Below are 12,583 nucleotides of genomic sequence, written 5' to 3' on the forward strand. Positions count from 1 at the left end.
CCAGCGACGAATCATTGGTGAGTGGCGTGGGCGCACGGCGAGGCTGGGCGTCATGATCCCGACCGCCGAACCCGTGCAGGGCGACCGCCGTGCCACCTACCGGGAGGTACTGGCCGAGCCGCGATTCCGGCTGCTCTTCTCGACCCGCACCGTCGCTGTCACTGCGGGCTCGCTGCGGATCACCACGTTCTCGGTTCTGGTCTTCGCGTCCACCGGCTCCGCGCTGTTGAGCGCACTGGCCTTCGGCATCGGCTTCCTCCCGCAGTTGTTCGGCTCGCTGCTGCTGGGCTCACTGGCCGACCGGCTGCCGCCGCGCGCGCTCATCGCAGGTGGCTACGCCCTGGAGTGTGCCGCCGCCCTGCTGCTCGCGCTGGTGCGGATGCCGATCGCGGCAAGCCTCGGTGTCATGGCGCTGGTCGCCCTCGCCACACCGGTGTTCAGCGGCGCGTCGAGTCGGCTGGTCGCGCAGTGGCTGGAGGGCGACGCCTACGTACTGGGCCGTTCGCTGAACAACATCGCCGCTTCCGGTGCGCAATTGTTCGGTCTGGCGCTGGGAGGCGCGGTCGTCGCGGTACTCGGCGCGCACGGGGCGCTCGCGGTGAGCGCCGCCCTCCACCTCGGCTGCGCACTCGCCATCCGCATCCGGCTGCCCCGGTTGCAGCCGGGAGAGTGCGGCGGCACACCCGGCAGCGCTCGGGGCGACGGCGGGGCCGTCCGGGCAAGCCTGCACGGTGCCGTCCTGCTGCTGCGCCGACGCACGGTGCGACGGCTGATGCTGGCCCAGTGGCTACCGCCCGCGTTCGTGGCGGGCGCGGAAGGCCTGATCGTCGCCTACGCGGGAGGACGCCATTTCGCGCCCGGCCGGTACGCGGTGCTGATGGGCTGTCTTCCGGTCGGCATGCTTGTCGGCGACCTGCTGGTGGGGCGGCTGCTGCGGCCACCCGCCCGGGAGCGACTGGTAGTCCCGTTGATTGCGCTGATGGGACTGCCGCTGGTCGGCTTCGCCGCCGAGCCCGGCGTGGGCGTCTCGTCCTGTCTGCTGCTGCTCTGCGGCTTCGGATTCGCCTACGGTCTCGGCCTGCAACGGCCGTTCCTGGACGCCCTGCCGCAGGATGGCCAGGGCCAGGCCTTCGGTCTGCTCGGCTCCGGCAGCATGACGCTCCAGGGCGTCGGGCCGGCCTGCTTCGGCCCGGTGGCCGCAGGCATCGGAACGGGCGGCGCGATCGCCCTGGCAGGCGGCGCGGCGGCGCTCACGGCCGGCTGGATTCTCACCTGGCACCCGCCCGCATCCCCGTCACCCGTCCCGGACCGTTCAAAGGGGTCCTGAGCCTCGGCACTGCCGGCCGTTGCGGACCGCGTCCGGAATCTTGAGTCCACGAACAACCCATGGAAGGTTCATTCCACATGATCGATGAATTCGCGAAGAACAATCTGCACGGGAGGCTGCGGCGGGACCGTGAGGCGTTGCTCTGGAAACTCGACGGCTTGTCCGAGTACGACGTCCGTCGGCCTTTGACGGCGACCGGGACCAACCTTCTCGGTCTGGTCAAGCACGTGGCCACTGTCGAGGCCAGGTACTTCGGCGAGGTCTTCGACCGCCCTTCCCCGGAGCCGCTGCCCCGGTGGCAGGACTCCGACGGCAGCGATCTGTGGGCGGCCGGGGACGAGACCCGTGATCAGATCATCGGGTTCTACCGGCGGACGTGGGAGCACTCGGACGCGACGATCGACGCGCTTCCCCTCGACGCCCCCGGCCACGTGCCGTGGTGGCCGGAGCCGTATCCCAACACGAACCTGTTCGCCGTCATGACCCATGTCCTCAGCGAGTCAGTCCGGCACACCGGGCACGCCGACATCCTGCGCGAAGGCATCGACGGCCGGACCGGGATACGCGCCGAACACGAGAGACCGATCGACGAGGAAGCCCGTGCGGCCCATCGCGCGAAGGTCGAACGGGCCGCCGGGGCGGCCGCACCGACCAGGGCTTAGGACCTGTCAGGGCGATCACATGCGGAGCCGGATGACGAGGGCTGCAGCGCCGCCCGCACCCTGATCGCCCGGACAAGCCCTAGGCTGGCCCCCGTGTCCGAGCCGACCCCTGACCCTCGCATGCAGTCCTTGATCAACCGCCTCCGGCCAGGAGTCGTGAGAACGGTGAAGGTCACCGGGTTCGACGGAGCGGACGTCCTGGTGCGGCTCGTGGATGCCGGAGGAGGGGCGGTCGAGATCGGTCGGATTCCTCGGCAGGAAGCGTCGATGCGTCGGGTGGAGCATCCGTCCGAGCTGTTCGAGGTCGGCCAGGAGATCGATGCCGAAGAGATCGGGCGTTGGCGCGAAGGTCAGCTCCACCTCTCCGCCAGGGCCTGCGAGAACCCGGCCCTGCGGTCCTTCCTCCTCGCGCTCGAACCAGGGCAGGTCGTTGCCGGGACGGTCTCCGCAGTCCACGACTTCGGGGTCTTCGTTCATGTCGACGGCGAACCGGACGGCCTGTGCACCGGCTTCATCCGGGTGCCGGACCTGACGTGGGACTGGATCGACCACCCCTCCGAGGCGGTCGAGACCGGTCGGCGGATCACCGCCGAGGTGATCATCGCCGAGACGCGCTCCGGTCAGGTCACGCTCTCGTTGAAGGCGCTGCAGAAGGATCCGCTCGTTCGGTTCGCGGATCAGGCCGGCCGAATCCTCACCGGGCCGATCACCAAGATCGTTCCCTTTGGCGTGTTCGTGCAGCTCGCTCCCGGCGTCGTGGGGTTCCTTCGTCTCTCCGAGCCGACTGACGAGCCGGTCGAGACCGTCGGGACCCCGGATCAGCTCGTCGATGAAGGCCGGCTGATCACGGTGAGGGTCGCCGAGGTCGATCTCCGGCGTCACCAGGTGCGGCTGAGCGCCGTTGACGGAGCGGACAGGACCTGAGCCGACACCGGGGGAGCGGCCGGGGCGACGATGCGCCGGGCCGCCGCGGAAATCGGCATGCCGACCATGTCGCTCCACCACCACGTCGCGAACGAGGAACAGCTGATCGTGCGGATGGTGGACGCGGCATTCGCGAGCGAACCGCCGTCCATGCGGCCGCCGAAAGGCCGGCGGGGCACGGTCCCGGTCTCGGGTTCGGGCTTGTCGAGGTGTCCGTACGCCGTCGTCCGCGGCACACCGAGCATGTCGGCAGACGGTGGCGTTCGTTTTCCGGCAGTCGGCATCCGGTCCGGGAAGTCGTGGGATCGGCGCCTCGGCGATGATGACGACTGCGCCGATGTCCCCGATCCGTACTCCCGAAAGCACCCGCGCCGACGCGGGCGTGGCCATAATGACGGGACCGGGACGGCATGGGGGCCGGCATGGATGCACCTGATCTGGCCGCGATGGCTGCGCAAGTTCTGTCCGCCGCGGCGTCCGGCGCCGCGAACACGGCGGTGTCGGATCTCGTACGAGGCCGGCTCAGCCGTTCCGATCGCGGGCGGGCGGCCCTGGGCGAGCTGGTCGACTCACCGGATGATCCCGAGACCATCAGGCGTGTGCAGGACGCCCTCGCCGAGGAGATCAGCGACGACACCGAGTTCGCCGGACGGCTCGCGGTGCTCCTGCACGCGTCCTCACAGCAGCACACCGGCAGTGTGGTCCCGACCGGCAGCACAACGACGCGCAGCCAGATCGCGCTCGGCCCGCTGACCATCAACAACACTCCTGCCGGGCGGCTGTCCCTCGGTGCGGGCATCGTCCTGGTGGTGTTGACGGCCGTGCTTGCCGCCTACGGAGTCGTACGGCTGTTCGACGACGCAGACGATCCACCGCGCAATGCGCCGCCGGTCCCTGGCACCACACGCTCTGCCGACCGCGCCGCCGCCCTTCCGCCCACGACCGATACGGTCCGCCAGATCCTGCCGGACCGAAGCAGTATGGACATCCAGGAGTACCCCTGGGTCGGGGCACCGGAGGTCAAGGCGTCAGCAGCCGGTCTCCCCCTCTGCCGGGCAGCACCCGAATGCGAGAGGAACGCCACCGCGGCCGGCGTGGTGGAGTTCGGCCGGGGCGAGAACGAGGGGGAGAACCTGGCGGAGTTCCTGGTGCTGGCGTTCCCGGACGCCGATGCCGCCCACCGGGCGTACAACGACATCGTGCAGGACTACGAAGAGGCCGACCGCGGGTACAACAACTTCCGCAAGACAACGCTGGAGCCGAGAGGCGAAGAGAGTCAGGGTTTTGATCCGGACGGCACGGACACCAGGAGCAACCCGACGCCGTTGATGGTCAACCGTGCCCTGATTTTCCGTCAAGGCGCTTTCATCGGCATGGCGCATCAGCTGGACGATCCGACCGAGCAGCGGGGCACCCGTATCCTCGACCTGTCCGCCGTACTTGCCGACCGCATCGCGAAGGCCGACGCCGGAAGGACCCCGTAGCGGGCGTGGCAATCGGTGCAGCGGGCGTGGCACTCGGTCATGAAGCCCGAGGACCAGGACCCGAACTTCTTCGAGTCCGACGCACGCGGAACGCCCAGGGCGAACAGGGCCGGGTTCCGCCCGGCAGATCTTGGAAGCCTTGGGGTCGAAGCATGATCGATCTCCAGGTCCGCGGTGAGACCGGCACGATCGAGGCACGCGCCAAGCACGGTGTGGTCCGGGGCCCGAGCCGGCCGATCTCGACCAGTCGGCGTTTCCGATGCCGGGGCACCTGTTGCCGTATGCGGACACCGTCTTCGACCACCGCCAGGTGACCACCCCGCCGGCGGACAGAGCGGCCACCAGCTGCTCCGGGCGGACCTCATCGGCGAATCGGCCGGTCAGCCGTTCCCCCCTCGTCGCCCCGGGCCGCCGGGCGGAACCCCAGAGCCTCACGGATCCGCGTACGGCGTCCCATCGCCGATCCGTCGACCGCACTGCGACGTGACATTAGTGTGCGGCGCACAGTATCGTGTGATGCGTGGGCACCGATGAACTGATCCTCAGCCAGGCCCAGGAGCTGCGCCGCGGCACGGTCGTCCTGGCCTGCCTGGCGCTCCTGGAGGAGCCGCAGTACGGCTACGCGCTCCTGGAAACCCTCGGCGACGCCGGCGTCTCCGTCGACGGCAACACCCTCTATCCGCTGCTGCGCCGCCTGGAGAAACAGGGGCTGCTCATCAGCGAGTGGAACACCGAGGAGTCCAGGCCGCGCAAGTTCTACCGGGTCAGCCCCGAGGGCGCCCGGGTCCGCACCGGACTGCTGCGCGAGTGGCAGGACCTCTGCACCTCGATATCACGACTGACCAAGGGGGACCGTTGAGCAAGTCGCAGGTGGCCGACACCGGCACACTGACCGACCGTTACGTGGTGGAGGTCGTCCGGCGCATACCGGTCGACCAACGTGCCGACGTGGCCGACGAGTTGCGCGCCACGATCGCCGACACCGTCGAGGCCCGCGACCCGGCCGGCCCGGAGGCCGTCGAGCGCGAGGTGCTCACCGAGATGGGCGACCCGATCCGGCTCGCCGCCCGGTACGCGGACCGGCCGCTCGCACTGATCGGGCCCGGCCTCTACCCGACGTACACCCGGCTCCTCACGGTCCTGCTGTCCACCGTGCTGCCCGCGGTCACCGTCCTGGGCGCGGTGCTCGACGTGCTGGACGGCCGGGGCATCGGCGAGGTGATCGGCGGGGCCGTCGAGACGGTGCTCGTCGTCGGCGCGCAGATGATCGCCTGGCTCACCGTGGTGTTCGCCCTGATCGAGCGGTCCGGCAGGCTGCCCGGCGGGATCGGCCGGACCTGGACGCCCGACGACCTCCCCGACCGCACCGCGCCGAAGAAGCGCGACCCGGCGGTCTACGCCCGGGTGGCGTGGCACGCGCTGCTGATCGCCCTGATCGTCTGGCAGCACACCGCGCAGCCCTACCGGACCGATGGCGGCACCCCCCTCGACGTGCTCGACCCGGATCTGTGGTCGGGGTGGATCTGGCCGATCCTCGCCGGGCTCGCCGGCCTCGTGGCCCTCGACGTGATCCGGTCCGTGCGGGCATGGACGCCTTCGCTGGCGTTCTGGAGCGTCGGCGCCGAGGCGGCCTTCGCGCTGCCGCTGGTGTGGGTCCTGTACCAGCAGGAACTGTTCAACCCGGCCTTCCTGGACGATGTCAACGGTGGCTGGCAGACCCCGCAGTCCTTCTACACCGTGACGGCGGTGGTGGTACTGGCGGTGAGCGCGGGCGACGTGGTGAAGCGGTTCCGCGAGGCGCAGGCCTGACCCTCCGTCAACTTCCGTAACCACATGGGGAGTAACCGATCCTTTCGGAATGATGTCCGCAGTCGTCTCAAGATCCGTCCGGCGACCCGGCGGGTCCTGCCCGGGGCCGGAGCCATGGGCCGTGTGCCTGCGGGCGGTCTTCGGTGTGATGCCGCGGACCTGCGGGAGGCGGCGGTACTTGTCCTGGTCGTGGCCGGGGCACCGGCCCGGCCGGAACGTCCCGCCGGCTCACGCTCTCGCACAGCACGTGGGCGACACAGTTGTCCCCGCCGGGCCCGAGGCGTCTCCCACCGCCGGGTTCTGTCCGGCCGATTCCGGGTTGTGGGAGGATGCCGTCCATGACTTGCATCCGAAGGGGCCGTGCCTCGTAGAACACCGGCTTCGCTTCGGCCGCGCGAACGCGTCCGGGACAGCCCCTGGGTGCGGTATCGCGATGTCCCAGGTCTGTCGGGAGCGGCGAATGCCGCTGTCCGTGTGCTCGAACGGGAGCGGCTTTCTCCGGGCATCGTGGCGGTGGCGCTGAGCGTGTGGTCCGTGCGCGTCCACGGCACGAGGCGCCGGTGGAGGCGGTGGGAGGCGGAGTTCACCTGCCCCTGCTGCGGCGAGGGTTGGGCCCGGGACAAGCTGCAGGATGCTCTGTTCATGCTTCCGCCAAGGGCCGCCGGCGAACTTCGGGTGCGGGTCGAGCGCCTGGACGCGGTGCTCCTCGGGCGAACACATCACGAGCCGATGGCAGACGCGGAGTTGGCGTGGTGGCATCGCAGGTGCTGACCGTACCCATGTCACCCACTGGTTCGTTGGCTCTTGCGTGGCTGGCCGGGGGATCCGGCCCGGTACGCCGGAACCGAGTGGTAGGAGAGCAGTCCGTACGGGGACCCGTCGAAGCTGAACGGCGAGATGGAGAACACGGTGGCTTCCCGCCGCGTATGCGACGCCGTGGCCCCCGCGGTCGACCGCGTCAAGGTCGCCACCGGCGACGAAACCGCCCAGGGCGATCGCGGTGCGGCACCCGTGGGCGACTGCCCGGCCGGCGTCGGGGCTGCCGGTTCCGTCGTGGGACGGCTACCGGCTTGCCAGCCTGTGCCGGATGGCCCAGGCGTCGATCGACGCTGCCAGTTCCTCGGGCCGGTCCTCGGGGGAGTGGTGGCCGGCCGGGCCGTGGTGGGAAACCTCCAGGCCTGCGATGTTCTCCTCGCACCAGGCCACGGCGCGCCGGTCGGTCATGGCGCCCGGACCCGGCTCGAACGCGGCGAGCAACTTGGGAACCTCCGGGCTGGCGGCCAGCCAGGCGTCGTACTGTTCGATGCGGGCCACCACGTCCGCGGGCTCGGCGTCCAGCGGCATCATGCGCGTCCAGGCCAGCATCGGGCGACGGCTCCGCGGGGTCGGGAAGGGGCGGCGGTAGACCTCCAGGTCGGCCGGGGCGAGCGGGGTGGCGAGCGTGTCCGGGAGTCCCTCGACGAACAGCGACTTCTCCAGGATCATCTCCTCGCCCACCCCGGGGGTGCGCAGGAGCGTGAACAACTCCCGTCCTGCGGCCGGGAACTCGTCACCGACCAGCGGCTTGATGATTGTCTCGGTGAAGGCGAGGCCGCGCACGCGGCCGGGGAGACGTGCGGCGCGGTCGAAGGCGAGCGCGCCTCCCCAGTCGTGGCCGACGAGGACGGCCTCGGCAAGGCCGAGGGCGTCGAACCAGGCGTCCAGGTAGCGGGCGTGGTCGTCGAAGGAGTAGGCGATGTCGGGCTTTCCGGAGTCGCCCATGCCGATGAGGTCCGGGGCCAGAAGGCGACGGCCGGGCGCGGCCACGCCCGGCAGGACGTTCCGCCACAGGTGCGAGGAGGTGGGGTTGCCGTGGAGGAAGACGAACGGCAGTCCGTCCGGGTCGCCGGAATCGCGGTAGTGGAGGGTGGAGTCGAGGACGGGCAGGGTGGGCATCGCGGTGTCACTTCGCTTTCATTGCATCGGATTGATCAGAGATTGAGGCTCAGGGCCCGGTCGACGGCGATCTCGACGACGACCAGGTCCGGCGGGTAGGGCGGGGGCGTGCGGTAGCGCTCGGTGTACCGGCGGATCGCCTCGGCCAGGTGCGCGGGATCGCGGGTGACGGTGGCCCGGCCTTCGAGGGTGACCCAGCGCATGCCGTCCGCCTGGCAGAGCGCGGTCCGGGCCGCCGGTCCGCCCGCCGCGACGTTCCGGGCCTTGCGGGCTCCCGCCCGGGTGGTCACGCGGACCAGGCCGGTGGCCGCGTCGAAGGTGAAGCGGACCGGGGTGACGTGCGGGGTGCCGTCCGGGCGCAGCGTGGCGAGTGTGGCCGTGCGGGGGCCGGTGAGGAATGCCCTGGCCGCTGCGGAGAGTTCGACGGTCGCCTTCCGGCTCACTTCTTCTTCACGCCCTCGTGCCAGATCAGCTTGGCGATGTTCGGCTTCACGGCCGTGGTGATGACGCCCATGGCCGTACGGACGTATCGCCGTTCCTCGAGTTCGCGCAGCATGCTTGCAGCGAGGTCGGCACGGGCGGTGAAGACGCCATCGGCACTGGTCCCGGCAGTGTGGTAGTCGGTGACGACGGGGTGCTCGAACAGGCCCGACGGCCGGACGAGGGTCCAGTCGAGGTCCGTCCGCCGGATCACGCTCTCCATGCGGCGCATGTCCTCGTGGAGGGTGCGGCCGAGGCGTCGGTTCACCAGGGGGTCGAGCACGTGGTTGAAGAAGTGCGCGCCGGTGGGGCGCCAGTTCGGGTCGGCGATGCTGGAGCTGACGGCGAGGAGCCGCTTGGTGCCGTGGCGCGTCATGGCCCCGGTGATGGCCGTGGCACTCGCCGAGTACGTCGTGATGGTCTCCTTGCCGAAGCGTGTGCCGAGCGCCGACAGGACGGCGTCCGTCCCGGCGATCACGGCGTCGACAGCCGCCGGATCGGTGGCGTCGGCGACGGCCACGGTGAGGCCGGGCCGATCGGAGGGGAGGGAGCCGGGACGGCGCGTCACGGCGACGACCTCGTGGCCGGCGGCGAGGGCCTGGTCGGTGAGGTGGCGGCCGGTCGGCCCGTTGGCGCCGAAGACTGCGATGCGCATGATGTCGGGTCAGCCCTTCGCGTGATTGCTGGAATGCCCTTGACTGTGCCGATCACGCCACGCAGGCTCAACGCTGATGAATAACGCCACCCCTGCCCCTGCCCGCACCCGAGGCCGCCCCCGCGGCAATCCCCCGACCCGCGAAGCGATCGTCCCGGCGGCCCGTGCGCTGTTCCTGGAGCGCGGGTACCGGGGCACCACGGTGCGCGCGGTGGCCGCGGTGGCGGGCGTCGATCCGGCACTGATCTCCTACCACTTCGGTTCGAAGAAGGGCCTGTTCGCGGAGGTGATGCAGTTCCAGTGCGCCAATGCGCTGGCGGTGGACGACGTCCTCGGCGGTGATCCGGCCACCCTCCCCGACCGCCTGATCGACGCGGTGACAGGCCTGTGGGAGGACGCCGACTTCCTGCGGCTCACGGCCCAGGGCGACGAGGCCGCCGAGGTGATCCGCGAATACCTGGAACGCGAGCTGCTGGCCCGGCTCGTTGAATTTCTCGGCGGCCGGGACGCCACCGCCCGCGCCACGGCCGTGGTGACGATCCTCGGCGGTCTGATCTACACCCGCTACCTCAATCCCCTCCCCACCCCGGCCGCCCTCACCCCGTCCGAGACCCGCACCGTCCTCACCCCGGCACTGCGCGCGGCCCTGGCCCCGAGGCCGCGCCCCGCGACGGCCACCGGAGCCGGCCGCCGACGCTGACGGGCGTCCGGTGGGGTGCCACCCGGTCTTGGCCGGCACGGACTCCTCGAAGGTTCCCCGCGGGTGGCTCATGGCGAAGGCCGCACCGCCTCGATCAGTCCGTCGAGGTCCTCGGAAAGTCCCACGGGCCGGGCCCGCCGTCACACCGTCGGACCTGGTGGACCTGTTTCGGTCACTGCACCGGGAACGAGTTCGGTCGAGCTGTGGCTCCTCATACCTGGCGGGTGGGAAGGACGATCACCTGCCGCAGGTTGACGTGTGGGGGGCGGCTGGTGACGAAGCCGACCACGTCTGCGATTTCTTCGGCGGAGAGCGCGTCGATGACCTCGAACATGCCTTGCAGCTGTTGTGACAGGGCGGGGTTGTCCACGTGCTGTCCCAGCTCGGTGTCGGTCAGGCCGGGTTCGATGTTCGTGACGCGCACGTCACGGGGGCCGAGTTCCGTGCGCAGCGTGGTGGACAGTTGGGTGAGGGCGGCTTTGGTCGCGCCGTAGACCGCGTAGTCGGGGAAGGCGACATGCGCGGCGATGGAGGAGATGTTGACCAGGTCGGCAGGCCTGCCGGTGGCCGCCGCAGCGATGAGGTCGGCGCTGAACGCGCGGACGATCCGCAGGGCGCCGGTGACGTTGGTGTCGATCATCCGGGACCACTCGTCGATGCGACCGTCCTCCAGCGGGTTCGGCAGCATCACACCGGCGTTGTTCACCACCAGATCGGTCGGCCCGTAGGCCGCGTGGATCGTCGCGGCCGCGGCGTCCACGGACACGTCGTCGGTGACATCCGAGGGAACGGCAATGGCCTGGCCGCCTTCGGCGGCGATCCTGGCGGCGAGGTCATCGAGCCGGTCGGCACGCCGGGACAGCAGGGCCACGCGAGCCCCGTTGGCGGCCAGCAGACGGGCGGTGGCGGCGCCCATTCCGCTCGCGGCTCCGGTGACGACTGCGGTGCGGCCCGTAAGGGTGTCGTAGCTCATGAAGGTACTTTCCGGTCGTGGTGGCGATGTCCGACGCTGTCCGCGTCCTTGTTGACGTGTTCCACTGTGCGAACGGCCGGGGCGGCTACCCAGGGCTGCGGTTTTCCTGGGTCTGCCAGTACCAGGATCAATGCCCCGTCCCTCCCGGGTCCCTCCCGGGCTCTTCTAGGCTCAGGAGCATGGACAACGACCTCAGCGGTTTCCTCCAGTCGCGTCGTGCCCGCATCCGGCCGCAGGACGTCGGACTCCCCGCCCACGGACGGCGCCGCGTTCCGGGGCTTCGCCGCGAAGAAGTCGCGCAGCTCGCCGGGGTGAGCGTGGACTACTACATCCGCCTGGAGCAGGGGCGCGGGCAGAACGTCTCCGACTCGGTTCTGGAAGCGATCGGCCGGGTGCTGGAGCTGAACGGAACCGAGCAAGCGCATCTGCTGGACCTGGTCCGCCCGGCGCGCGCCGCGCGCCGGACCGCGTCCCGCGGTCGGCAGGCCGTTCGTCCGGGTTTGCAGTTGCTGCTGGACGGAATGACCGGCACCCCGGCGTTCGTGCTGGGCCGGCGCATGGACGTCCTCGCGTGGAACACGCTCGCCGATGCCATCGCCGGCTTCTCCAGGAGGCCGCCCTCCGAACGCAACCAGGCCCGTCAGGTGTTCCTCGATCCGACCGCGCCCGTCCACTACCCCGACTGGGCCGCGGTCGCCGCCGAGACGGTGGCGTACCTGCGGCTGGACGCCGGCAGGCACCCGGACGACCCTGCGGTGTCCTCCCTGGTCGGCGAGCTCTCGGCGAAGAGCGAGGACTTCCGCCGGCTCTGGACCGACCACCCGGTCAAAGAGAAGACTCACGGCGTGAAGCGACTGGTGCACGCCGTCGCCGGGGAGCTGGAGTTCGGCTACGAGACGCTGGCACTGCCCGGCGATCCGGACCAGTTGCTTGTCGCCTACACGGTCCCGCCGGGTTCGGTGACCGCCGGCCGACTGGCCCTACTGGTTCGCCGGACTACGGAAGCAGCGGCCGGGTAGGGCGTATTCCACCCAGCGCCTTCCCGGGACCGGAACCTGCGGCACGGGGCCGACGATTCGCGTCGGCCCCGGTCGGAGCCGCGCGGAAGCCGAAGTGTCGGTGTGGCCTTCGGGAACGTGTGACCCCGCTGTTGCCGGCTCGTCCGCCTCGGTGGCATCGGTGTCCCGGACGGTTGCCGGCGGATGACCGGGCTGCGTCGCGGGGCGTCGTCCACGTGCTGTGCAGGAGCGTGAGCCGGCGGGGCGCTCCGGCCGATGCCACTGCCGGACGCGATCCCCCGCATTCGCGGGGTCCGTGGGCGGCCGGGGCACCGGCCGGGCCGGTTGTTCGCCGACCGCGGCCACGACCACGACGAGTACCGCCGCCTCCCGCGGGCCCGCGACATCACACCGAAGACCGCCCGCAAGAGCACAGTCCATGGTTCCGGCCCCGGCGAGTCACCACTGCTGAGGCACCGGGCTCGCGCCTGTGAGTGCGGTCCACCGTTCCACCTCCTCGGCATGGCCACCGGTCGCGGGGGCCCCGGCGACCGCGACCGCCACCCCGGTGGGGGGGCCGGCGGCCCGGGGGGGGAGCCGGTGCGGCCGGGCCCGGGCGCGCGCTCGACACCGCGG

At 70.8% G+C, this 12,583-nt stretch carries 13 protein-coding genes and 1 pseudogene; 8 read left to right on the forward strand and 6 right to left on the reverse strand.

The annotated features are described in order from the left end of the window. The first annotated feature begins 52 nt into the window (after nucleotides 1-52). The 3 genes from ABZZ04_RS36555 (at nucleotide 53) to ABZZ04_RS36565 (ending at nucleotide 2,913) form a co-directional block, all read left to right on the forward strand. Entirely contained in the window at nucleotides 53-1,327 is a 1,275-nt protein-coding gene (locus ABZZ04_RS36555) for an MFS transporter (protein WP_356936553.1), read from the forward strand. Nucleotides 1,328-1,404: 77 nt separating this feature from the next. Further along, entirely contained in the window at nucleotides 1,405-1,989 is a 585-nt protein-coding gene (locus tag ABZZ04_RS36560; protein ID WP_356936554.1) for a DinB family protein, read from the forward strand. A gap of 165 nt (nucleotides 1,990-2,154) precedes the next feature. After that, the gene (locus tag ABZZ04_RS36565) at nucleotides 2,155-2,913 is read left to right on the forward strand and encodes a S1 RNA-binding domain-containing protein (protein WP_356936555.1); all 759 of its coding nucleotides are present in this window, start codon (nucleotides 2,155-2,157) and stop codon (nucleotides 2,911-2,913) included. On the opposite strand, the gene ABZZ04_RS36570 is transcribed toward ABZZ04_RS36565, so the two are convergent. Further along, entirely contained in the window at nucleotides 2,868-3,158 is a 291-nt protein-coding gene (locus ABZZ04_RS36570) for a hypothetical protein (protein ID WP_356936556.1), read from the reverse strand. The two genes, ABZZ04_RS36565 and ABZZ04_RS36570, sit on opposite strands and share 46 nt — an antisense overlap. A 177-nt stretch (nucleotides 3,159-3,335) precedes the next feature. Between ABZZ04_RS36570 and ABZZ04_RS36575 the strand changes: the two genes are divergently transcribed. The 3 genes from ABZZ04_RS36575 to ABZZ04_RS36585 all read left to right on the forward strand — a co-directional run bounded on the left by ABZZ04_RS36575 (nucleotide 3,336) and on the right by ABZZ04_RS36585 (nucleotide 6,206). Further along, nucleotides 3,336-4,397: a hypothetical protein gene (locus tag ABZZ04_RS36575; protein WP_356936557.1), complete on the forward strand. Its 1,062-nt coding sequence runs from the start codon at nucleotides 3,336-3,338 to the stop codon at nucleotides 4,395-4,397. A 520-nt stretch (nucleotides 4,398-4,917) separates the two neighbouring features. Continuing rightward, nucleotides 4,918-5,256: a PadR family transcriptional regulator gene (locus tag ABZZ04_RS36580; protein ID WP_283856424.1), complete on the forward strand. Its 339-nt coding sequence runs from the start codon at nucleotides 4,918-4,920 to the stop codon at nucleotides 5,254-5,256. Then, a complete protein-coding gene (locus ABZZ04_RS36585) occupies nucleotides 5,253-6,206 on the forward strand; it encodes a hypothetical protein (protein ID WP_356936558.1) in 954 nt (317 codons plus the stop codon). The genes ABZZ04_RS36580 and ABZZ04_RS36585 overlap by 4 nt, the downstream gene beginning before the upstream one ends. 83 nt (nucleotides 6,207-6,289) lie before the next feature. Here ABZZ04_RS36585 and ABZZ04_RS36590 read toward each other — a convergent pair. The 4 genes and pseudogenes from ABZZ04_RS36590 to ABZZ04_RS36605 all read right to left on the reverse strand — a co-directional run. After that, a pseudogene (locus tag ABZZ04_RS36590) lies at nucleotides 6,290-6,401 on the reverse strand (IS5/IS1182 family transposase); the annotation flags it as partial. A gap of 867 nt (nucleotides 6,402-7,268) precedes the next feature. Next, nucleotides 7,269-8,141 carry a haloalkane dehalogenase gene (locus ABZZ04_RS36595; protein WP_356936559.1) on the reverse strand — a complete coding sequence of 291 codons (873 nt, stop codon included), beginning with the start codon at nucleotides 8,139-8,141 and terminating at the stop codon, nucleotides 7,269-7,271. A 35-nt stretch (nucleotides 8,142-8,176) separates the two neighbouring features. Beyond that, a complete protein-coding gene (locus ABZZ04_RS36600; protein WP_356936560.1) occupies nucleotides 8,177-8,584 on the reverse strand; it encodes a TIGR03618 family F420-dependent PPOX class oxidoreductase in 408 nt (135 codons plus the stop codon). Further along, nucleotides 8,581-9,276 (reverse strand): NAD(P)H-binding protein, encoded by a 696-nt coding sequence (locus ABZZ04_RS36605; protein WP_356936561.1) that lies wholly within the window; start codon nucleotides 9,274-9,276, stop codon nucleotides 8,581-8,583. Before ABZZ04_RS36605 ends, ABZZ04_RS36600 begins: the two co-directional genes overlap by 4 nt. Nucleotides 9,277-9,352: 76 nt before the next feature. Here ABZZ04_RS36605 and ABZZ04_RS36610 point away from each other — a divergent pair, with 76 nt between their 5' ends. Further along, complete coding sequence (locus tag ABZZ04_RS36610) at nucleotides 9,353-9,976, forward strand: TetR family transcriptional regulator (protein ID WP_356936562.1); 624 nt, start codon at nucleotides 9,353-9,355, stop codon at nucleotides 9,974-9,976. 211 nt (nucleotides 9,977-10,187) lie between these two features. On the opposite strand, the gene ABZZ04_RS36615 is transcribed toward ABZZ04_RS36610, so the two are convergent. Further along, entirely contained in the window at nucleotides 10,188-10,949 is a 762-nt protein-coding gene (locus ABZZ04_RS36615; protein ID WP_356936563.1) for an SDR family oxidoreductase, read from the reverse strand. Nucleotides 10,950-11,128: 179 nt separating this feature from the next. Between ABZZ04_RS36615 and ABZZ04_RS36620 the strand changes: the two genes are divergently transcribed. After that, nucleotides 11,129-11,968, forward strand: coding sequence for a helix-turn-helix transcriptional regulator (locus ABZZ04_RS36620; protein ID WP_356936564.1), 840 nt, complete (start codon nucleotides 11,129-11,131; stop codon nucleotides 11,966-11,968). Nucleotides 11,969-12,583: the final 615 nt, after the last annotated feature.

Source organism: Streptomyces sp. NPDC006435 (assembly GCF_040612315.1).
GTDB lineage: Bacteria > Actinomycetota > Actinomycetes > Streptomycetales > Streptomycetaceae > Streptomyces.